Source organism: Alteromonas sp. ABH4_452, from assembly GCF_056311825.1.
In genome coordinates this window covers 2,021,555-2,044,576 of record NZ_CM149973.1, presented here as the reverse complement: position 1 = coordinate 2,044,576, position 23,022 = coordinate 2,021,555, and the positions used below count along the sequence as shown (strand labels likewise).

18 protein-coding genes are annotated in these 23,022 nt (G+C 44.1%); 9 read left to right on the top strand and 9 right to left on the bottom strand.

The annotated features are described in order from the left end of the window. Window positions 1–3 precede the first annotated feature (3 nt). The 7 genes from hisD to hisIE are packed head-to-tail and all read left to right on the top strand — an operon-like array spanning window position 4 to window position 6,228. Window positions 4–1,308 (top strand): histidinol dehydrogenase, encoded by a 1,305-nt coding sequence (gene hisD, locus ACYX4N_RS08705; protein WP_476056269.1) that lies wholly within the window; start codon window positions 4–6, stop codon window positions 1,306–1,308. Then, window positions 1,308–2,387 (top strand): histidinol-phosphate transaminase, encoded by a 1,080-nt coding sequence (gene hisC / locus ACYX4N_RS08700; RefSeq protein WP_476056268.1) that lies wholly within the window; start codon window positions 1,308–1,310, stop codon window positions 2,385–2,387. Before hisD ends, hisC begins: the two co-directional genes overlap by 1 nt. Further along, on the top strand, window positions 2,384–3,454 hold the full coding sequence (gene hisB, locus ACYX4N_RS08695) for a bifunctional histidinol-phosphatase/imidazoleglycerol-phosphate dehydratase HisB (RefSeq protein ID WP_476056267.1): 1,071 nt from the start codon (window positions 2,384–2,386) through the stop codon (window positions 3,452–3,454). Before hisC ends, hisB begins: the two co-directional genes overlap by 4 nt. Next, window positions 3,454–4,083 (top strand): imidazole glycerol phosphate synthase subunit HisH, encoded by a 630-nt coding sequence (gene hisH, locus ACYX4N_RS08690; RefSeq protein ID WP_476056266.1) that lies wholly within the window; start codon window positions 3,454–3,456, stop codon window positions 4,081–4,083. Before hisB ends, hisH begins: the two co-directional genes overlap by 1 nt. Then, on the top strand, window positions 4,083–4,820 hold the full coding sequence (gene hisA / locus ACYX4N_RS08685; RefSeq protein ID WP_179983944.1) for a 1-(5-phosphoribosyl)-5-[(5-phosphoribosylamino)methylideneamino]imidazole-4-carboxamide isomerase: 738 nt from the start codon (window positions 4,083–4,085) through the stop codon (window positions 4,818–4,820). Before hisH ends, hisA begins: the two co-directional genes overlap by 1 nt. Continuing rightward, complete coding sequence (gene hisF / locus ACYX4N_RS08680) at window positions 4,802–5,614, top strand: imidazole glycerol phosphate synthase subunit HisF (RefSeq protein ID WP_476056265.1); 813 nt, start codon at window positions 4,802–4,804, stop codon at window positions 5,612–5,614. The genes hisA and hisF overlap by 19 nt, the downstream gene beginning before the upstream one ends. Further along, window positions 5,611–6,228 (top strand): bifunctional phosphoribosyl-AMP cyclohydrolase/phosphoribosyl-ATP diphosphatase HisIE, encoded by a 618-nt coding sequence (hisIE, locus tag ACYX4N_RS08675; RefSeq protein WP_476056264.1) that lies wholly within the window; start codon window positions 5,611–5,613, stop codon window positions 6,226–6,228. Before hisF ends, hisIE begins: the two co-directional genes overlap by 4 nt. Window positions 6,229–6,328: 100 nt before the next feature. Here hisIE and ACYX4N_RS08670 read toward each other — a convergent pair whose 3' ends face one another. After that, window positions 6,329–7,174 (bottom strand): formate/nitrite transporter family protein, encoded by an 846-nt coding sequence (locus ACYX4N_RS08670; protein ID WP_476056263.1) that lies wholly within the window; start codon window positions 7,172–7,174, stop codon window positions 6,329–6,331. Between the two features lie 324 nt (window positions 7,175–7,498). Between ACYX4N_RS08670 and lepB the strand changes: the two genes are divergently transcribed. Together lepB and ACYX4N_RS08660 are read left to right on the top strand one after the other, a co-directional pair. Then, on the top strand, window positions 7,499–8,173 hold the full coding sequence (lepB, locus tag ACYX4N_RS08665; protein ID WP_476056262.1) for a signal peptidase I: 675 nt from the start codon (window positions 7,499–7,501) through the stop codon (window positions 8,171–8,173). Window positions 8,174–8,619: 446 nt separating this feature from the next. Beyond that, the gene (locus ACYX4N_RS08660) at window positions 8,620–11,214 is read left to right on the top strand and encodes a TonB-dependent receptor (RefSeq protein WP_476056261.1); all 2,595 of its coding nucleotides are present in this window, start codon (window positions 8,620–8,622) and stop codon (window positions 11,212–11,214) included. A 541-nt stretch (window positions 11,215–11,755) separates the two neighbouring features. Here ACYX4N_RS08660 and ACYX4N_RS08655 read toward each other — a convergent pair. The 8 genes from ACYX4N_RS08655 to ACYX4N_RS08620 all read right to left on the bottom strand — a co-directional run bounded on the left by ACYX4N_RS08655 (window position 11,756) and on the right by ACYX4N_RS08620 (window position 23,011). Next, window positions 11,756–12,151, bottom strand: a complete 396-nt coding sequence (locus tag ACYX4N_RS08655; protein ID WP_474805876.1) for an MAPEG family protein — start codon at window positions 12,149–12,151, stop codon at window positions 11,756–11,758. A 150-nt stretch (window positions 12,152–12,301) separates the two neighbouring features. Then, complete coding sequence (adk, locus tag ACYX4N_RS08650) at window positions 12,302–12,946, bottom strand: adenylate kinase (RefSeq protein WP_334059352.1); 645 nt, start codon at window positions 12,944–12,946, stop codon at window positions 12,302–12,304. Between the two features lie 348 nt (window positions 12,947–13,294). Next, window positions 13,295–15,217 (bottom strand): molecular chaperone HtpG, encoded by a 1,923-nt coding sequence (gene htpG / locus ACYX4N_RS08645; RefSeq protein ID WP_476056260.1) that lies wholly within the window; start codon window positions 15,215–15,217, stop codon window positions 13,295–13,297. Window positions 15,218–15,446: 229 nt separating this feature from the next. Beyond that, window positions 15,447–16,046 carry a recombination mediator RecR gene (gene recR, locus ACYX4N_RS08640; RefSeq protein ID WP_039222833.1) on the bottom strand — a complete coding sequence of 200 codons (600 nt, stop codon included), beginning with the start codon at window positions 16,044–16,046 and terminating at the stop codon, window positions 15,447–15,449. 5 nt (window positions 16,047–16,051) lie between these two features. Beyond that, window positions 16,052–16,999 (bottom strand): hypothetical protein, encoded by a 948-nt coding sequence (locus tag ACYX4N_RS08635; protein WP_474805872.1) that lies wholly within the window; start codon window positions 16,997–16,999, stop codon window positions 16,052–16,054. Between the two features lie 281 nt (window positions 17,000–17,280). Continuing rightward, on the bottom strand, window positions 17,281–19,695 hold the full coding sequence (locus ACYX4N_RS08630) for an EAL domain-containing protein (protein ID WP_476056259.1): 2,415 nt from the start codon (window positions 19,693–19,695) through the stop codon (window positions 17,281–17,283). A 4-nt stretch (window positions 19,696–19,699) separates the two neighbouring features. Beyond that, window positions 19,700–22,261, bottom strand: a complete 2,562-nt coding sequence (locus tag ACYX4N_RS08625; RefSeq protein WP_476056258.1) for an HWE histidine kinase domain-containing protein — start codon at window positions 22,259–22,261, stop codon at window positions 19,700–19,702. 423 nt (window positions 22,262–22,684) lie between these two features. Then, window positions 22,685–23,011 (bottom strand): YbaB/EbfC family nucleoid-associated protein, encoded by a 327-nt coding sequence (locus ACYX4N_RS08620; RefSeq protein ID WP_014950049.1) that lies wholly within the window; start codon window positions 23,009–23,011, stop codon window positions 22,685–22,687. Between the last annotated feature and the right edge of the window lie 11 nt (window positions 23,012–23,022).

The following is a 23,022-nucleotide window of genomic DNA, read 5'->3' as shown; positions in this document are numbered from 1 at the left end:
ATTATGATTACTTGGTCATCTCTCTCGACAAATGAGAAAAAACAGGCGCTAGCCCGCCCGGCTATGGCCAATAGCCAACAGTTAAAGCAAACCGTGGGCGAGATTATCGCCCGCGTTGAAGCAGAAGGTGATGCGGCAGTACTTGATTACACACGGAAATTTGACTGCCCGGATCTAAAAAGCCTTGTGCTTTCGCAAGAGAATATCGATGCACTTACAGCTAAGGTAACACCTGAAGTCGCAAACGCTATCGACACCGCGTTTAACAATATAAAGACCTTTCACGAAGCGCAAATGCCCAGTGATATTGCGCTGACCACAACGCCTGGCGTCAAATGTGAGCTCCGCTTCACTGCCCTTGACGCAGTAGGTCTGTATATTCCAGGGGGCAGTGCTCCACTTCCCTCAACTGTGCTAATGCTTGGTGTACCCGCGCTAGTGGCAGGTTGTGAAAATAAACTCCTGTGCACACCGCCAAATAAAGAACAACTTATTGCGCCTGAAATTGCCTATGCGGCAAGAAAATGCGGCATTGATAAAATCTTCTTGTGTGGTGGCGCTCAAGCGGTTGCAGCTATGGCATTGGGTACTGAAACGATTCCTCAGGTCGATAAAATCTTCGGCCCTGGCAATAGCTTTGTTACCGAAGCTAAACAGCAAGTTAGCCAACGTGCTGATGGTGCTGCTATTGATATGCCGGCGGGTCCATCAGAAGTATTGGTACTTGCTGATGAATTTGCAAACCCTGAATTTGTGGCTGCAGACTTACTGTCTCAAGCCGAACACGGCCCAGATTCACAGGCCATTTTGGTATCCAACAGCGCCACGCTTATTGAAGAAGCAAAAGCCGCGGTTGAACGCCAATTAGCTACGCTGTCTCGTGCTGAAATCGCTCGCCCAGCTATGGAAAATGCACGCTATATCTTGGCCGATTCAATTGAACAAGCCATTGAAGCAAGCAATGCCTATGCAGCTGAGCACTTAATTGTTCAAATTGAGAATGCCCGTAATTATCTGCCAAAAATCAAATACGCTGGCTCTATATTCTTGGGCCCGTGGTCACCAGAATCTGCAGGGGACTATGCGTCAGGCACTAACCACGTGCTGCCCACATACGGCTATGCTAAGAATTATTCTAGCCTTGGGCTTTTGGACTTTATGCGTCGCTACACCATTCAAGAGTTAAGTGAAGACGGCATGCGTAATTTAGGCCCTGCGATTATGGCACTAGCCGCAGCAGAAGGGTTAGACGCCCACGAACAAGCTGTTGCACTTCGTATGCAGGCACTTAAGCAGGGAGACGCCTAATGTCGGCACTTATCGATAACCTAATTAACGCAAATTTAGTGCCGCTAAAGCCTTACGAGTCAGCACGTCGTTTGTTTTCAGGCGGTCAAGATTGGCTTAACGCCAACGAGTCACCTTATGCCAACGAATATAATGTAGATAGCGGTAACTTTAACCGCTATCCATCGTGTCAGCCTGAAGCGGTAGTGAGTGGTTACGCTAACTACGCAGGGCTTGATAAGTCTCAGTTAATCGTTACTCGTGGCGCCGATGAAGGTATTGAACTGCTTATTCGTACTTTCTGTACGCCGGGTAAAGACAAGATTCTGATTTGCCCGCCTACTTACGGTATGTATGCAATCAGCGCTGAAACCTGCGATGTGGGTATTAAAAAAGTCCCTTTGAACGATGATTTCAGCTTGAATGTGAATGCAGTTTGCGCAGAAGAAGACGTTAACGTGATTTTCATCTGCGCGCCTAATAATCCAACCGGTACGCCGGTCGCTCGTGAAGATATTAAGACTGTGCTTAATCACTTTGCTGATAAGGCTTTAGTGGTGGTAGATGAAGCATATATTGAGTTTGATGCTGACAATACATGGGCAAATGAAATAAACAACTATCCGAATCTAGTTGTACTTCGTACGCTATCGAAAGCGTTTGCGCTGGCTGGGCTCCGCTGTGGTTTTACGCTTGCTCAGGCCCCCGTCATTCAAGCACTACTTAAAGTGATAGCGCCCTATCCTATTCCAGAGCCAGTGGCGCAGATTGCCGCACAAGCATTGTCGACTGAGTCGCTGACGTTACTTGAGCTGCAGGTTGCAACGCTTAACCGCGAAAAAGAAGCATTAGCTGAAGCGTTAGAAGCAGTTGAAGGCTTTGAGCTAATTGGTGACAGGCGAGCAAACTTTATCTTGTTCCGCTACGCGAAAGCGTCTGCGTTAATGCAGTACTTGGTGAGCCAAGGCATGCTAATCCGCGACCAATCAAAACAGCTTAACTTACAAAACTGTTTACGGGTAAGCATAGGCACAGAAGAACAAAATCAGCGTTTAATGCAGTTGATTAACGAATTTAAAAATAGTGAGGATGCGGCATGAGTCAGCAAGCCATTTTATTTATCGACCGCGACGGTACACTTGTTGAAGAGCCTCCGGTAGATAAGCAACTAGATAGTCTTGAAAAGCTGGTTTTCGAGCCAAACGTTATTCCCGTGTTGCTAAAGCTTAAAGCAGCTGGGTTTAAACTCGTTATGGTAAGTAACCAAGACGGGTTGGGCACAGACAGCTTCCCTCAAGAAGACTTTGACAAGCCACACAACGCCATGATGGCGATTTTTGAAAGCCAAGACGTGGTGTTTGACGATGTGCTTATTTGCCCGCACTTCGATGCTGATAACTGCACATGCCGCAAACCAAAGCTTGGCCTAGTGCAAGAATACTTGCAGCAAGGCAAGGTGGACTTCACCCGCTCTTTTGTAATTGGTGACAGAATTACCGACGTACAGCTTGCTGAAAACATGGGTATTCGCAGCTTCCAATACAACCGAGAAAGCTTAAACTGGAACGATATTCAGAAAAGTTTGTTAGCGTCGTCACGTATTGCTGAAGTGGTACGCACGACTTCTGAAACAGACATTAAAGTACGTGTAGATCTTGACTCGCAGGCCAAGTCGACTATTCAAACCGGCATGGGCTTTTTTGACCACATGCTTGACCAAATTGCTACCCACGGTGGCTTTGAGTTAACCCTCACTACCGACGGCGACTTGCACATTGACGATCACCACAGCGTGGAAGACACTGCCCTAGCCCTTGGCGAAGCACTTAAAAAGGCACTGGGCGACAAACGTGGTATTGGCCGTTTTGGTTTTGCCTTGCCAATGGATGAGTGCCGTGCAGAATGTATTATGGACATTTCTAACCGCCCTCACCTTAAGTTCGACGCTGAATTTAGTCGTGATCAAGTAGGCGAAATGGCCACTGAAATGGTGCCACACTTCTTCTACTCGATTGCGCAAAGCATGGGTCTTTCGCTGCACCTATCCACCAGCGAAGGTAATGCCCACCACCAGGTAGAAAGCTTGTTTAAGGTCTTTGGTCGCGCCCTTCGCCAAGCCATTACGCGCCAAGGTGATGCATTACCAAGCAGTAAAGGAGCACTGTAATGTCAGTGGTAAACACTAGCCAGCGACAAAAAATAGTAATAGTGAATACCGGCTGTGCCAACATCTCATCGGTACGCTTTGCCCTTGAACGCCTAGGCGTTCAAGTAGACGTATCTGACGATGTAGACGTGATTAAAAGCGCTGACAAAGTGTTTTTACCCGGTGTTGGTACCGCAGCAGCGGCTATGGCAAGCATTAAGCAAAAAGCACTGGTAGAAACCCTTCAGGCGCTAACCCAACCTGTGCTGGGTGTATGTTTAGGCATGCAGCTTATGGTTGAAACTAGTGCTGAGGGTGGTTTTCAAGGCACAGGTAACATCGACTGTTTGAACCTTATGCCTGGACACGTGGCGCGCATGGAATCAAAAGGCGTGCGCTTACCTCATATGGGCTGGAACACTGTCTCACACAACAACGAAAGTCTGTTCAAAGGCATTCCGCAAGATACCTACTTTTACTTTGTGCACAGTTTTGCCGTTCCTGAATACGAGCACACGCTTGCAAGCTGCACTTATGGAAATACGTTCTCTGCGGCCATAAACAAAGACAATTTTTACGGGGTGCAATTCCACCCAGAACGTTCTGGCGAAGCCGGAGCACAACTACTGACTAACTTTGTGAACCTATAATGATTATTCCAGCGATTGATCTTATTGAAGGACATGTAGTCCGCCTTTATCAAGGTGACTACGAGCAAAAAACCCAATACGAACTGGACCCTGTTGACGTGGTTCACGACTATGCTGACCAAGGCGCAACTTGGCTGCACATTGTTGACCTTACGGGCGCGAAAGACACTAGTAAGCGTCAGCTTTCACTGATTAAGTCTATGGTCGACACTAAGCGCATGAAGTTTCAAGCCGGCGGCGGTATTCGTAGCGAAGAAGAAGTTGCGCAGTTACTTGAAACTGGCGTAAGCCGCGTAGTAATAGGCTCTTTGGCGGTAAAACAACCTGAGCTAGTAAAGTCCTGGGTAGAAAAGTACGGTCCAGAGCACATCGTTTTAGCTCTTGATATCAATATTAGCGACAGCGGTGAAAAGCTTATTGCTACCCACGGTTGGCAAGAGAATTCTGGCGTTGCTCTTGAAGGCTTGCTTGAAGACTTCGCTACAGTTGGCGCTAAGCACGTGCTATGCACCGATATTAGCCGCGATGGTACACTACAAGGCGCTAACACTGAGCTCTATCAAGAAATGGCAGCCCGTTTCCCTAATGTAAGCTGGCAAGCGTCTGGCGGTATTGGCAGCATTGCTGATATCGAAGCCTTGAAGCCGACTAACGTTGGCGGCGTAATTTTAGGTCGCGCATTACTTGAAGGTAAATTCACGGTGAAGGAGGCTATTGCATGCTGGCAAAGCGCATAATTCCCTGTTTGGATGTACGCGACGGTAAAGTCGTTAAGGGCGTTCAATTTAGAAACCATGAAATTATTGGTGACATCGTGCCTCTTGCCGAGCAATACGCTAAAGCGGGTGCCGACGAGTTGGTATTTTACGATATTACCGCAAGCTCTGACGCCCGAGTGGTAGATAAAAGCTGGGTAAGCCGTATTGCACAGGTTATTGATATACCGTTTTGTGTCGCAGGTGGCATTAAAAGCATTGAAGATGCTGGGCGCATTTTGGAAATGGGTGCGGATAAGATCTCGATTAACTCCCCTGCCCTTAATAACCCTGAGCTTATTAATCAGCTTCATGATGTGTACGGACAACAGTGCGTAGTAATTGGTATCGACAGTTTCTATAACGAAGCAACCGACCAATACGAAGTATACAAGTTCACAGGTGATGAGAGCCGCACACAGAAAAGCCAGTGGCAAACCATTGACTGGATCAAAGAAGCTCAGTCTCGCGGTGCAGGTGAAATAGTACTTAACTGCATGAACCAAGACGGTGTACGTAAAGGCTATGATGTGAAGCAGCTTAAAGCCGTGCGCGATGTCTGCGAAGTGCCCCTAATTGCATCGGGTGGCGCAGGCGAAATTGCTCACTTTACTGATGTGTTCCAACAAGCTGATGTAGATGGCGCACTTGCAGCCTCGGTATTTCACAAAGGCATCATCAACATTGATGAGCTTAAAGCAGAGTTAACCAGCAATGGCGTTGCCATGCGTAAGCGTCACGGATTAACGGCGCAAGCAGAAGGAGTAAACCCGTGATCATTACTAACGAAAACAGCAATAAACTGGCTTGGGATAAAATGGACAACCTGCTGCCTGCGATTGTGCAAGACGCACTATCAGGCAAGGTATTAATGCAGGGTTACATGGACCAAGACGCGCTAGCGAAAACCCTTGAAACAGAAAAAGTAACCTTTTTCAGCCGTTCAAAGCAGCGCCTTTGGACCAAGGGTGAAACCTCGGGCAACACGCTAGATTTAGTGAGCGTTGCTTGTGACTGCGATCAAGATTCACTGTTGATACTTGCCAACCCAAACGGCCCGACATGCCACACTGGTGTTGAAAGCTGTTGGTTTGACGGCAACACACCGGCATTTACCTTTCTTGCAGACTTAGAACGTGTCTTGGCTGCCCGCAAAGATGCCGACCCTAAAAGCAGCTACACCGCAAGCCTTTATAACAAAGGCATCAAGCGCATAGCTCAGAAGGTAGGTGAAGAAGGCGTTGAAACCGCGCTAGCGGCTACAGTGCACGACAAAGAAGAGCTTAAAAACGAGGCCGCTGATTTGTTGTATCACCTAACGGTTCTTCTTCAGGCAAGCGATATGTCGTTAAATGATGCACTAAATGTGTTGCGTGAGCGTCATAAGTAATCTGCGAACACGCTAACGTTTTATATAAAATGCCCTAAGTGCGATAAGCGCTAAGGGCATTTTTATTTATTATGTGTTATTTCTCGATTTCCTTACCTTTCTACTTCTCTATTTCCCTTACTACCTGCCCATAAGCTAACAGTGCGAACAGTCCTGTTCCGCCAACGATATTACCCATCAGAGTTGCGCCTATTAACGCAGCCGTTTCGGCAATACTGATATGCCCTTGCAGAGCCAATAGAAAGAGTTCAGTAGAGCCTGCTATTACGTGGGTAAAGTTTCCGATGGCAATAAGATAGGTAAAAATAACGATCATCAATATTTGAGAGTGCTTAACTGAAGGCTTCATCCATACAATAGCGGCAATGATAAAGCCAGACGTAATGCCATATGAGAAGGCGTCTGACGGTGATAATGCAGCGTAATGCTCAGATATAGCAGTCATTCCTTCCACCTGCTCTGATGGAACTGCTTGTAGGGTATAGCTGAAAAAGGCGGCTAAGAAGGTGCCAACCATGTTTGCGGCGAAAACGATAGTCCACAGTCGTGCAATGCACACTCCCATATTAAGAGATGGTTTACTTAGCAACGGCAAAATAACTGACAGTGTATTTTCGGTAAATAGCTGTAACCGACCAACTATAACTAGTACAAAGCCCACCGTATAACCTAAGTTCTCTATCACAAACTGATAAGGAGAACCGGAAAAGAGGTGATGCAGGATCCCCTCAGCCAGAATAGACAGCGAAATTCCAATACCCGCCGCAACCCCAGACCACCACAGCGACATCATGGGCCGCTGAAGCTCCTCCAGACCTTCTCGATGCACAATTGCGTATAAAGAGACAGAGTTTAAACTTTGATTATTTTGAACATCCTTTTCTTCAGTATGACTAAGCGCAACATCCTGTTCTCGACGCCCAGACTCCTTCTCTTTCTCAGTCACTTATGCCTCCGTAACGTTTTTTTAAACTTCTAAACTTCGTTCAAACATTTTCAACAGCGTAATAGCAGGTGAGTAATGCACGACGATATTAATTACACTGGTGCGTGTTCTAATACAAGTACGTCGGTTTCGCACCTTTTCGGTCATATTAATTACACTCTTTAGAAGTTCGTATTTAAACAAACTAAGATAGAAGTATTGGAGGTGAGGCGATTCTGAATAAGCAAAGACACAGTTGCTTACATTTTTCAAACCGGAAAGTTGAACGAATGGGTTAGATTGACTTCTATATTTAATGAACAGTAAGATCTCAAAAGTCTTTGCATGATTTTGCCAGATGCGATTAGCGAGCACTCAATTTTGAAAAATATTAAACAAAGCGTAAAAAACAATCTGCCTTTTATCTTATTGATCGTTTTGCTTTTCTCGTTTAGAAGCAGCGTGGCCGACTGGTATCATGTTCCCACGGGCTCTATGGAGCCAACCATTATGGTCGGGGACCGGGTCGTGGTAGATAAATCAGCATACACGCTAGAGCTTCCCTTTACCGATGTTGTAGTTGCTCGAACTGGTGATATAAAACGCGGCGATATCGTGATTATCGACAGCAGCGCTGCTGATACAAGGCTTATTAAGAGAGTCATTGCCGTCGAGGGCGATAAGGTTGCTTTAAAAAATAATGTGCTTTTTATTAACGGTGAGAAAGCGGCGTTAACCCCCACAAATGAGCAGGTTTATTCTGAAGACATTCTAGGTCATAACCGCACTATAGCGCTTAACCCAATACCAAGCCCAGCAAAGAGTTTTAATACGGTCACTGTGCCCAAGGCTCATGTCCTCGCTATGGGTGATAACAGAAACAATAGTGTCGATTCCCGCTACTATGGATTCATTCCAGTTGAAGAGATTCAAGGTAAGGCGACATCTGTTGCATTTTCTTTAGACACGCATGATATGTATTTACCGAGAAGAGACAGAGTTTTTGAGGCACTTCAATAAAGCTATTTAAGTTCAGTCTTCATTGCGTTTTGAAAGCGACCTTTACTCACGTTCAAATTTTCATCATAAAAAGACTGGTCAGCTCTGCGAAAACGAGTGGTCGCGGATATCTCACGAAAAAAATATGTGCACCAGACCGCTACACACATATTAAAAACCATACGCTTGTACGGACAAATTATTTCTTAATTATACCAAGTCAGTAGCACTCGGCGATACGCTTCAACTCTCCGCCCGTTCGAGATTTCACCCCATTAAGAACACTTTGTTTAGACAAGCATTACACTAAAAAGTAAGTCTTTATTTACACACCTTGTAACCAAGTGTCACATTTTTCCTATTTTTCCCTATTGCAACTTTAGTATAAGGAATGCTATTCATAATTTTGCAGCATAACTATGTTGCAGAGACACACAACAAGTAAGATGGACAATAAGGAAATAATAATGAAACAAGGTCGTAAAGTAAGTGCAATTGCAGTGGGATTAGCACTTTCAGGATTAACTTCTCTTTCTCCTGCGTATGCACAGCAAGCTGACGAAGAATCAGCTAACCTCGAACGAATTGCGGTCACCGGTTCTCGTATTAAGCGCACAGATATGGAAGGCCCTTCTCCTATTCAATCAATTGATGCAACCATGATTGAAGGCATGGGCTATGAAAATTTACAGCAGCTATTAGAAAGAATGCCAGCAACCGGTGCAGGTACCTTCTCAACTCGTAACAATAGCCAAGATTCTACTGCGAATGGTGCTGCAGCAGTATCGCTTCGCGGTATGGGCCCCGACGCGACACTGGTACTCATTAACGGTCGCCGTGTAGCAATTAGCGCATTTGCAGAAAGCATCACGAATTCATTTGTTGATATTAACTCTATTCCAGTGTCTGCCATTGAGCGCATTGATATTTTAAAAGACGGTGCATCGGCGATTTATGGTTCAGACGCGGTAGCAGGTGTAGTTAACGTTGTGCTTAAGAAAGACTATGAAGGTCTTGAAATTAACGCCGGTTACGGTGGCACTACAGGACCAAGCTATGATGAAACCACAGCGAGCATTTTGTGGGGCTCTCAAAGCGAAAAAAGCAGTGCTACTGTTATTATTGACTACTTTAACAACAGCACGCTAGGCGCTGATGAAATGGGTCGTTATGGTACAGCAAATCAATCACCTTATGGCGGCATGGATTTTCGTTCATCGCGCGGCTACCCTGGCTACTTTTATGTAGATGGTGTTAAAACCATCGACCCAGATTGTCCTGAAGATAGCGCTACGGCGTCTGGCAGTTGCCTGTTCGATTACGGCCCGTTTGGCTTGGTGCTCCCTTCTTCCGAGCGCGTAGGCTTTATCGGCCAGTTTGATTACAAAATTGGCGATGAAACCACAGCGTTTATGGAAGTGGCTATGCAACACAATACGTCTGAAGCAGGCGGCGCAGCAACCCCACTTGATGAAGACGCGGGTTTAACCGTTCCAGGCACTCACCCTGATAATCCTTTTGGTCAAGATATCGAAATTGGCCGCTACCGCCCTGTTGACGCTGGCGCTCGTCGTTGGGACATTGAGTCTGATACCCTACGTCTTGTCGCGGGTCTTCGCGGTACATTTAATGACTATGATTGGGAAGCGTCGGTACAAAAAGGTCGCAGCCGTTCAGAGCAAAGCGGTGACCAATCACAAGGCTGGGTTCGCGTTGACTGGTTACAAGAGCAAATCGATCTTGGCAACTACAATCCTTTTGGTGGCGTTACTAACCCGCAAAGCGTAATTGATGATATAACCACCAGCCTAGTGCGTCGCGGTGAATCTCGCATGACCAGCGTTGATGCACACATTACGGGCGAAGCCTTTGAATTTGGTGACGACGTTGTCATGATGGCTGCGGGCGTGGAGTACCGTGAAGAACAAGTGTCTGACGTACCAGACGTACAATTCCAACGCGGTTTAATATTTGGTACTGAGTCTGTGTCAGCTTCAGCAGAACGCGACCAGTATGCTGCGTATTTAGAGCTTTCAATTCCGTTGGCTGAAGAGCTAGAACTTCAATTAGCTGGCCGCTACGACCACTACAGCGACTTTGGCAGCACAACCAACCCTAAAATTGCGTTACGTTGGGCGCCGAGCGACGAAGTAACCGTACGCGGCTCTTGGGCACAAGGCTTTAGAGCACCGTCTCTTGCACAAGTTGGCCTTGGTCCATCGCAGAAAAGCGTATTTTTTGTAGACCAATATCGCTGTGAAGCTACAGGTCAAGATTGTGAATCGCTAGATTACAACATCGAGTTTGCGGGTAACCCTGACCTAGATGCAGAAGAATCAGAGTCATGGAACGTGGGTGTTATCTATGCACCTATTCAAGAGCTTGGTTTGAGCATTGACGTTTGGAGCATCACCCAAGACAACAAAATCGACGAGCAGCAGTTTGGTTTGGTTTACAATGCCGAGTGTAATAACCAAGACAGTACAATCTGTGTTCGTTTAGACCCTCAGGAAGGTGAGTCATTAGGTGTTATTCAGAAAATTTTCAACACTTACCAAAACGTGTCGTCACAAGAAGCCTCTGGTGTAGACTTCAGTGCTAATTACAGCATGGAGCTTCAAGAATACGGTAACGTACGCTTCAACCTAGACTGGTCATATATGGACGAGTTTGAAAAAGACGGTCTGGAATACACGGGCGAATACGGTTACCCCGAGCATCGTTGGTTGTTCGGTACAACGTGGTCTAAAGGTTCGTTCGATGCTAACTTGAACATTAGCTTTATTGGTGAGTTTGAAGACACACCTGACATTGATTTCGACGGTGTATTGGACTTTGAAGAAAATACGTCTAGAACAGTAGATTCGCAAATGTTGGTAGACTTACAGTTTGGTTATAACTACAGCGACAATCTTCGCTTAGTAATTGGTTCTAACAACTTGCTTGATGAAGAGCCACCGTTTGCTATTGGTGATGGTGATAGCGACCTTTACGGTTACGTAGGTAGCGTACACAATCCTCGTGGCCGCTTTGTTTACTCTAAACTAACTTACCGCTTCTAAAGGCTTGTAAAACGACAAAGCGCTCAATGGTATTACTTTACATTACTGTGCCTTGAGCGCTTTCTTAACGTCGATTAGCTTGCTCTAAAAGAACAAGTATTCAATTAGAACCGTTGTGAACCATGCGAAAAGTACCGGCAGAATGATTATGATATAAACCATAACCTCTGACCCCACAATGTCGGCGCGCCAAGCATCCATCATCTTCACTTTAAACCTGCGCTTCAACAAGTAAGTGTAGAAAATCATAAATACCAGAGTCATCAAGATTTTAAGCATTTAAATAACAACCAAGATTATTTAACAGTTAAACGCCTGAGGCGATGGGTCTTCTTGCGTATTCTCGAATGTGCCAGCAAAGTACATAACTACGTGAGAATATTCAGCTGGTTTTCGTACTATACCTTCGCAACACGTAAAGCGAACCTGTCTTAAATACCTGATTAATTTAATCTGCTTGGAAGTGATATAAAAAATGCCAGCTAATGAAATAATTCCATTAAGCCGGCATTTTTATATGAATTTAGTAGTTATACTGCGACTACAACCCGAAATGGATAAGCACCAAATTACCTATTGCAGCACAAAGCATAGCTAGAAACGTCAATATCATCCCCGCAAAGCGTTGCCAACTGACGCCAGAGTGTCTCCCTAATCCGTAAGCGTGAAAGACGCGCCCGAATAACAATGCACTTCCCAGAGCGTGAACAGCCCATACTTGGCCCGTATTGGCTTCAAAACAGGCTATCATAATGAGAGTAATGGGCACGTACTCACTGAAGTTACCGTGGGCTCTCGCTAAACGACCAAGATCTTCGTGACCACCATCGCCAATACTCACTTGGTGACGACGCCTGGCACCAATAACTAAAAACGACAAATACAGGTAACAAATACCCAATAGGCTGGCATAAAACGCCGTGATTGGTAAAACCATGGTCTACTCCACATGTTATAATTATAGCGCGTAAGTTTAATCAGTGATTACATCATACGTTCATTAGAAGCTATTAAACGTTATCCGCTATTAAGTTACAAGCAACAAAAAAAGGCCGCATATGCGACCTTTTGTAGTTCTCTTTGGTACTTAGCCTAAACGCTCAGCTAGCTCAGCACTTACTTCTTCAACTGGACGTGTTCCGTCTAGCTTGTGGTATTCACAGTTTCCAGCGTCAGCTTCAGCGCTGTAATAGTTTACAAGAGGCTTAGTTTGCTCGTGGTAGATAGCAAGACGTTTACGCACTGTTTCTTCTTTATCGTCGTCACGAACGATTAGGTCATCACCTGTTTCATTGTCTTTACCTTCCACCTTAGGCGGATTGTAAACAACGTGATAAACGCGGCCCGATGCTGGGTGTACGCGACGACCGCCCATACGCTCAACAATGACGTCATCTGGAACGTCAAACTCAATGCAATGGTCAACAGAAACACCGGCTTCTTTCATTGCATCAGCTTGTGGAATAGTACGAGGGAAACCGTCTAGCAAGAAACCGTCTTTGCAGTCATCTTGTGCAATACGCTCTTTAACTAGGCCAATGATGATCTCATCAGACACTAGCTTACCTTCGTCCATTACACGTTTGGCTTCTAGACCAAGCTCTGTACCTGCTTTAATCGCAGCACGAAGCATATCGCCCGTTGAGATTTGTGGAATGCCATATTTGCCCATCAAGAACTGAGCTTGTGTGCCCTTACCCGCGCCAGGAGCGCCGAGAAGAATGATTCGCATGAGTGCGTTCTCCGCTTATGATTTTTGAACTTTTTACTTCGGGCACTTTACACATTCAACACTGTAGTGACAAGTGTAAGAAGTACCGTAAAGTTAATCTTAAGACTAATGGCGAATATATGTTCAGCTTATAGGCGTTTTTATAAATTTAAGTCGAAACCTGTAAGCTAATCGCCCGCTAATCCATCTTCTTTAAATCATGAAATTTTAAAGTTTTAAGTGATTAACTAGAAATTTTAACTGCCAAAATATAGCACAATAAAACAGCCAAATTTACTTTTGTTAGTAGTAGACATAAAAAAACGGGCGTGATGCCCGTTTTTAAGTATAAACCTGCTGTCTACCTGCTTATTTTGCCAACTTCATTAGCAAGGTGTTCAAGTTCTGAACAAACGTAGATGGGTCTTTCAAACTGCCCTGCTCTGACAACGCTGCTTGATCAAAGAGTACACCAACCCATTGGTTGAATAGCTCTTCATCTTGCGTGTCGGCAAGCAGTTTAACTAAGCTGTGCTCAGGGTTAAGTTCAAAGTGATACTTCACATCTGGTACGGTCTGGCCAGCCGCCTGCATCAACTTCATCATCTGTGTAGTCATGCCATTGTCGTCGGCAACAATCACCGCAGGTGAGTCAGTAAGACGGTGCGTAAACTTAACGTCTACAACCTTGTCACCTAGCGCTGTTTTCGCTCGCTCTAGTACACCTTCTACTTCTTTCTCTGCTTCTTCTTGAGCTTTCTTAGTCTCTTCGTCTTCTAAGTCGCCTAAATCTAAGTTTCCTTTCGCGATAGAAACAAACTGCTTCTCGTTAAACTCAGTTAGGTGAGACATTAGCCATTCGTCGATGCGCTCGCCCATTAGCAACACTTCGATGCCCTTCTTACGGAAGATCTCAAGGTGTGGGCTAGATTTAGCCGCTTGCAGGCTGTCTGCAGTCACGTAGTAAATCTTATCCTGGCCTTCTTTCATTCGCTCAATATAATCAGCTAATGAAACCGTTTGAGCGTCAGATTCTCCGTGTGTCGAAGCAAAGCGTAATAAACCAGCGATCTTCTCACGGTTACTGAAGTCTTCCGCTGGACCTTCTTTTAGTACATTACCAAACTCATTCCAAAACGACTGATATTTTTCACTGTCATTCTTCGCCATTTTCTCAAGCATTTGTAGAACGCGCTTGGTACAACCTTGACGTAGTGCTTGGGTAATCTTGTTGTCTTGAAGAATCTCTCGAGACACGTTTAGCGGAAGGTCGTTGCTATCTAGCAAACCTTTAACAAAACGCAAGTAGGTCGGCATGAACTGCTCTGCGTCATCCATGATGAAAACGCGTTGAACGTAAAGCTTAAGACCATGATTTTGGTCGCGGTTCCACATATCGAAAGGCGCTTTAGAAGGGATATAAAGTAAGCTGGTATATTCAGTTTTACCTTCTACCTTGTTGTGCGCCCAAGCTAGCGGATCGGCAAAGTCATGAGAAATATGCTTATAGAACTCGTTGTACTCTTCATCAGTAATATCAGACTTTTCACGAGTCCACAGCGCGGTGGCTTTGTTAACCACTTCCCACTCACCAGGCTGAGCTTCGATTTTTCCGCCATCCGGACCTTCACTCTCTGGCACTTCATCTTTCCACATTTGCACAGGAATACTGATGTGGTCCGAGTATTTGCTTACAATCGAGCGCAGACGCCATGTATCAGCAAATTCTTTTTCGTCTTCGCGAAGGTGAAGCGTAATCTCTGTTCCGCGAGTAGGCTTGTTGATTTCGGCGATAGTGAACTCACCTTCACCGTCTGAAACCCATTCAACACCAGTAGATGCATCGGCACCAGCCGCACGAGTGCGAACAGTCACTTTGTCTGCAACGATAAATGCTGAGTAGAAACCTACACCGAACTGACCAATAAGCTGGGAGTCTTTTGCGCTATCGCCAGAAAGCTTACTAAAGAAGTCTTTAGTACCAGATTTGGCGATGGTACCTAAGTTAGCAATGACTTCATCACGAGTCATACCAATACCGTTATCGGTAATCGTAACTGTGTTCGCTTCTTTATCAACGCTAAGTTTTACGTTTAATTCACCATCGCTTTCGTACAGGCTATCATTTTCTAATGCGCGAAAGCGCAATTTATCCGCAGCATCTGCCGCGTTAGAGACAAGCTCGCGTAGAAAAATTTCTTTGTTTGAATACAAAGAGTGAATCATCAGTTGAAGAAGCTGTTTTACTTCTGTTTGAAAACCGTGGGTTTCTTTGTGGGCTGCTTCAGCCATAATCCAATATCTCCTCGTTGAATGGATCACGTTTGATGTTAAACAGGTAAGGTCACTCAACGCACTTTTCAACGTTTAGAACGAAAATTTATTTTCTATTCGTAAACTTTTTCGAGAAAAGGTATATACCGCTTATTTAACTAGCGAATAGGAAGGTGTTATCTTGGAAATGGAAGAACGGTTTTAAGAAAAAGAGCGTTTTGTGTACTCAAAACGCTCGGTATGTTACTTACAGCTTGCGGCGACCCGAAAAAGCGTGGGTAAGTGTATTGCCGTCAATGTATTCAAGTTCTCCCCCAACCGGTACACCATGGGCAATGCGAGAGGCGTCCACATTGTGACTTGTGCATAGCTGAGCAATATAGTGCGCTGTTGCTTCCCCTTCTACAGTGGGGTTTGTGGCTAAGATAACTTCATTTATCCCACCAGCGGCTAAACGCGCCTCAAGCTCGGTTAAACCAATTTCTTCAGGCCCAACACCATCGATAGGAGACAAATGCCCCATTAGTACAAAATACTGGCCTTTGTAGCTTAACGTTTGTTCTATCGCTAATACGTCTTGAGGACTTTCTACAATACACAATAAACCGCTAGCCTCTCTTTCTGGGTGACGGCAAATATCGCATAGTTCATCTTCGGTGAATGTTCTGCAGCGTTTACAATGGTGAATGTGCTCCATGGCATTATGCAACACGTTGCTTAAATCGATAGCGCCTGTGCGATTTCGCTCTAATAGGTGAAATGCCATTCGCTGAGCGCTTTTGTTTCCAACACCGGGAAGACAGGTTAATGCCTGTATTAGTTCTGAGAGTAGCGGGCTGAACTTCATAATATTTACTGCTTAGGTATTTGTTCGGTTAGTTTCGGGCTTTCGCGGTATTTAATCACGTTACGCTTCACTTGGTCGAGTTTAACTTCGTAGACATTGCCGCCAAATAGCCCTTTGTACTCTTCGTCAGTGAACACCAGGGTGTTGTCATCGTAGAAAGTTACCGCCTCTTTTTGTGTTACCACACCAAGGTCGATACGAGAAACGTCACCGCTAAAAAAGTTGTCGCCTTCAAAATTTTCGAAAAGCCACAAGCTAGTTGAATCGAGTAGTACAAGCTTTGTTCTATCAGGGCTTATCGCCGCAGAGGTTATCCAGCATAGCTTCTCTAGGGTAGTGCAGGTTTTGAACTCACCTATTAGCTGTGCATCGAAGTTGGCAGCATGGTCGCCCACTTTGTATAGCTTTGTAATGCCATCAAAGGGCTTGGTTCTATTTTTGGTGAATAAATACAAATTACGCTTGTATTCTACGAAGGCTTCTAAATCGTAGTTTTTGTCTTGGGGCTTCACTTTGCCTTTACCCATTTCTGGATAGGTGAACTTTATAATCTCTGCTTCAGTAGTATCCCCTTCAATGTCAATGGGATTTTCTATTTTATAGATAGTGAGCCAGCGGCGTTTATTGTCATTGTTACCAAAATCTCCTAGAAAAAAATGACCAAAACTATTTTGGGTCATATCTTCCCAATCTACATTTTTAGCGTTTGAAACCGTAACCTCTCTAACAATACTGCCGTTCTTGCCCAGCAAATACAAAATAGGTCCGTCACCACTATCATTAATAGCCCACAGCCTTTTATATTTGTCGAACTCTATTCCAGAAATTTCTTTGAGTTTTGGGTCTACTGTTACCGTTTTCATTTTAAACAGTTCGTGAACACTCATAAAAAACAGCACGGCTGCGATAGGGAGCAAAAGAACCGTGGTGATAACTAAGCCTTTCCTTAGCACTACAAACCTCTATTTAGGGTGATTGGTTTTACGTTCTCCCAGCGCTTTTCATTGCAGGAAGCTGCCTCTACGCAGAGGAAATAAAGAGTCAATAATATAACGAATCAGGTCAGATAAAGGACCAACTCTAAGTGAAGCGACATTTTAGTGCGATAGGTACGCTTCTGTCGACGTAAAATACTGCTTGAAACCTCTCTAGTGTGAACGGATGCCTAAGAAATGAAGAATGATATAAAAGTGGAACAAAAACTCAGCAGTACTAACTCAAATAACTAGCGTCTTCATTGCCCTTCGGCTAGTGCGGTAATGCTAACAAGCGGTGAAGCATGCTCTGCTTGCAAATACTCCATCAAGCCGACTAAGCTCAAAGGCTTCGTGAAGTAATATCCTTGCATAGCTTTGGCACCAATCTTTTTGGCGAAGGTTACCTGTTCAGAGGTTTCTAAACCTTCTAACGTGCACGGCATGCCTAGTTTCACACACATTGACACCACATTCTCGATGATCAGCGCTCTGCGTTTTTCTTGTTTACTTTGTAGTGGAAAGTCAGGCAGTAGCGAGCGATCGATTTTGATTGCATCATACGTTTCGTCAGCTAATTCTGATATGCAAGAAAAGCCTGTTCCAAAGTCATCGATGGAAATAATGACCCCAAGACCTTTAATTTTGGTAAGCACTTCCCTCGCCTTTGAACTTTGAAGCGTGGATTCAGTTATTTCGATGACTATTCGTCCAGGGTCAATATTATGGAAAGCAAAGCGCTCCGCAAACAGTTCTACGACGCCATCATTCTGTAACTGTACCGCAGACATATTTAGATTGAATTTTATCTTTGAAAAACCCCATCCGCTTAGTGCTTTGAGTGCAAAACAGACTTCATCAAGCATCAGTAACCCAATATCATGAATATACTTTGTACGTTCAGCTATTGGAATAAACTTTTCTGGGCTGATTGGTCCATGGCTGGGAATGTGCCAACGAGCTAATGCCTCCACGGCCAAAACCTCACCGTTAGAGCCCACTATAGGCTGAAAATAAGCGGTAATTTGTTTACTTTGGATAGCGCTTTTAAGCCCTTGTTGGATAAACAGCCTATATTCAATGTTTTTCGACAGATTATCGTTGAAAGTGACAATGCTGTTTTTACCCCCTTGCTTTGCTGAAAACATTGCGATATCGGCATTTTTTAGTAGCTCTGTTGGCGACATACTTTCTGTAGATGAAGCAAGGCCGATACTCGCTGTAATTTGAAAGTCACCTGATGTTGTTCTAAATGTTTTTTTCAATGAAGAGGATAACCGGGATGTCATTTTACTTAAAAGCTTATGGCAGGTAGTGCTTGTTACAACAACAAACTCGTCACCGCCAAACCTAATAACAGTATCATCGTCTCTTAGCGCTGCCTTAAATCGACTTGCACACGCTCTCAAAATCTCATCTCCCACTTCATGTCCATGGGTATCATTAATAAGCTTAAACTCATCGATATCAATAAAAATAATCGAGCAGGGCTCACATGATTCACTATAAGTCTCGACAATGTTGTTTAGTAGGTTTCGATTTCCCGCGCCTGTGAGGGCGTCAGTGAATGCAAGGTACTTGAGTTGACTTTCCGATGACTTTAGTTCTGAAACATCTGTGAGAATGGCAACATAATTAGTTTCACCAACATCAATTTCGAATGACGTTACCGACATGGTTAAATGAAACCTTTGTCCTTCGCTTACAATAGTGAGTTCTGTCCTTAAACCGTCTATCAAATAGTCTGGACGAGGATCGTGTTTTCGCGCTTTAGGAAAAACATTGTTAATGTGGGTAGATATTAGATGCTCGGCTTGGGTACCTAGCATCTCACATAAGGATTGGTTAGCTTTTATTATGAGACCTTCAGCATCACAGACTAAAACGCCTTCTTTAATTTCACTTACAATCTTATCTGCAACACTCAGGTTTGACTGAGCGCTCTGTAGGATTGATATATCTTGTATGGCGCCAATTTGAACGTAGTCTTCGCCCCACCCTACATCGGAAAGGACAACCTGAAACCATTTAGTCGCTTGCCCTTCAATTTTCAGCTGCAAGGTTGTGAGATAATTCGACTTTAAATGTATCGCCTCTTTTAACTCAACTTCCGTTTCTTCGGGAAACAACGAAAGGAATTTGGATATTGGCATTTTGCGTGGAAAATCAAAAAGGTTCTCGACGCTTTTAATAACGACTGACTGAGTAGAGGTATCGACTTCTAACACGCCTAACTTAGCAATCTTTGAGGCCATTGCGAAACGTCTATTAGAAGAAGCGAGCGCTTTCTCCGTTTTCTTTCTTTCCAGCGCAACTTGAATAGTCGTTGTAAGCGAAAGCACGCCGTACGGTTTTACTAGATATCCATACGGGGAAATCGCGAGCGCATTAGAAATTGTCGTGTCATCACAATAAGAGGTACTAAACACTACGGGTACTTTAAACCTCTCTGTAATGCTTTTGGCAATTCCAATACCAGAATCTGAACCACCCAAATCAATGTCCATCAAAATCAGATCCGGAACACGTTTATCTACTAACGCATACAGTTCGCTTTCCGTCTTTGCTATGCCTAACACCTGCATACCTGCTTCGGTAAGCGCATTCTTAACATTCATTGCTTCAACTAAATTGTCTTCAACAACAAGTATCAAGGGCGGAGTTATATCAGTCACAGCTTTACACCTTAAAGCCAAAAGCTTCGATGGAGCGCTTTAGCAATGTTGTGTCGACGGGTTTGGTTAATACATCCACATTAGATAACTCGTTTGGCAGCTCTATTGTCGCTCCATAACCCGTAATGAAGATAAAGGGTATTGATAACTTTTGTATTTCAATACCTAACTGAAAGGTATTTTCATTTCCCAAATGAACATCTAAAAACATCATCGAAGGTTTAACTTTGGCCAACGCCGCTCTTGCTGAACTGATATCACCAAAAATATCAATTTTATCAATTCCCAATTGTTTAAGGTGCTTCTTGAGGTCTAGCGATATAAGTAAGTTATCTTCAACGATAAAGGCGCTTGTGAGGATTTTTTCGGTATTAGCTTTACTAATGGATTGAGGCTTTTCGCCATGGGTTGCATGTGGAGTACTTGTTTGGCTAGCACCCAATTCTATAAATTTACGAGGAATGAGAAACTCTGCATTGAGCCCGGTAATTTTAGTACTCAATGACGCTTTGCCTTTTAATTCGTGGGGGATGACTGACTTTATAACCGTCATTCCAAACCCTTCATCACCTAAACCATGTAAGGGAGGCCCCCCTATTTCTTCCCATTTAATAGAGCAGCCTTTTTCGTCTAATTCCCAGGTTATCGCCACTCTGCCATCATTACTTGTCGCGCTTAGCGCTCCATACTTGGCAGCATTGGTAATCATTTCATGAAAGACTAACACGATAGGCGTTACTGCATAGGGTAAGATTCTTATATCAGGCCCGTCTATCTTAAAAGATGACTCATTGATCATGTAAGCTTTGAGCTCGTTATGAAGAAGCTCTTTGAATCTTACACTGTTGTATGAGGCATGCGTAAGCTGATCATGCCCCAGAGCAAGTGCAGATATTCTCGACGATAAAGAGACCACAAATTCATCAATATCTTTCTTGCTCTGTGATGTCTGTCCGATAATCGCACTGACTAAATTTAAGATATTGCGAACGCGATGGTTTAGTTCACCAATCAGTAACTCGAGTCTTTTTTTGGCTTCACGTTGCAGTAGTTCTTTTTCGTGCAAATGGCGAATGGTTAGTTCCATTACACCGAGCCTAATAGATTTAGCACGTTCAATATCCAGCGTTGTCCATGGAGTAGAAGTAGATTCATTATTTTCTACCCATTTATCAAAACTCGCTCGTGGAGTAAGCGTTTCCTTCCCCTCTTTCAGCTCGACGCGTTTTGCAGGGTTACCCGCCCAATAGACTTGTTGCACAACTGAGTTTCTAAAAAGAAAAATATAGTCCATTGGCTGATGAGAGATCTTTAATGCCAATACCCCGGCAACACTCTCATCCGCTAACTCGTTGTGAATGTCTGCTAAGTTGTCAAATTGATGGATTTCTTCTTCGGGAAGTTCAGCGAGTATTGCTGTAAGACGTTTGATTTTTCGTGCGCTAAATGCAGCACCTGACTTAGTATATTCATTGCTAAAAATACAGCCGATGCCGTCAATATCTATAAGCGTTTTAAGCAGGGATAACTGTTCTACGATAGCATTATTGAGTGACTTGCCTAGAGAAAGGTTGCTAAGTACACGTGTAAATGTAGCATTTGCTTTCTCGCTTACTCTTATCCGTTCATTTACCAGCCTTCTGGATAATTCTAGTGAAAACATCTCTGCGAAGAGTTCTAATTGCGAAACTAAGCGACTAGGGATAACTTTTTTAGTGTTGTGATGACATGCAATCAACCCCCACAACTCACCTTCCACAATAAGTGATATAGACATAGAGGCGCCGACTTTCATATTCTTTAGATATTGAATATGCACTTCGGAAACAGCCCTTAGGCGTGAAAGTGAGAGATCTATAGAAGCTCCATCGCTTTTTTTGTTACCAATAATAGGAAAAGTTTCACCGTTAACGTCAGAAATAGTTCTAATAAGGTTTTTCTTGTAAAGCTGTCTTGCTTGACGCGGAATGTCCGACGCGGGGTAACGCAACCCCAAGAAAGGAGTCATTTCGTTTGACACTGACTCTGCGATAACTTCGCCTGAACCGTCGGATAAAAATTGGTAAAGCATCACTCTGTCGTGTCCAGTCGCAGTTCTCACGCTTTCAACTAAACCTTGATAAAGGTCCTCAAGCTCAGGAAACATCGATATCTGAGCCATTAGCGCTGTGATAACCCCCTCATACTTCCCCAAACTCTCTAATTTTTCGAATTCAAGGATGAGGTGTTCGGCACTTTGATGAATGCACAGGTCGAATGTGTCTTTACAATGCGGTATTGATACAGAATGAAGGTAGGCTGCTTTGCCAAGGATCATTGCCTGGCTTTGCGCACCACGTATCGCGTGCACAAGTTCACGATCGACTAATTCCCAAAATGTGCAACCGAGCAGTTGATTGCTCGGAACATCAGCAAATTGGTTCAGGTTTTCTGAAAAATGAGTAACAACCCCCGCCTTATCGACGATAATCATAAAACCATTGCTTTGTATCCGACCTAGAAGGTGTATCGGTTCTTTATCGCATTGATCGACTAATGATGAAAGTTCGCCTGCTTCATCGTGCATTATTATTATCCCAACCACTTCATATTAGATGACGCCTATGGAAACTTAGCAGTATCAAGCTTCACAGGAGCCTTTAAGAAAAACTAAACAAACATTCCAGATAAAATATAGCCTAGGTTCTAGCGAATCTAAACTCTTTATGCATGTTTATTAATATTAGTGTAAATATAAGCAGACGTGTGTTTTTTTAGCGTTAGACATGAAGTAGGCTTAACAATATAGCAATAGCCTAATTTACGCTGGCAAGTGTGATTAAATTAGTCGTCGAATGTACCACTCATTTGAAACTTATGATTGAAACGGTAGACACAAAAAAGCTCTAGTGCAGAACCAGAGCTTTTTGGAGTTTTAGCCCCTATGTGACCCCGTTAGTTTTGTAAACTTAAGCTGGTGTATAGAGGCGGGCGCTAAGGGCTTAGTTTTTTAAAACGGCATTTTGAAGCCAGGAGGTAGTGGCATTCCACCAGTTACATCACCCATCTTCTCTTTGCTAGTTTCTTGAACTCGACGTACTGCGTCGTTAAATGCTGCAGCAACCAAGTCTTCAACCATATCTTTGTCGTCGTCCATCAATGACTCATCAATGTCTACACGACGTACGTTGTGATTGCATGTCATGGTGACTTTAACCATTCCTGCACCCGCTTCACCGGTTACTTCAATTTTGGCTAGGTCGTCTTGTGCTTTTTGCATGCGCTCTTGCATTTGCTGCGCCTGCTTCATGATATTGCCCATTCCACCTTTAAACATAATTTTTGTCT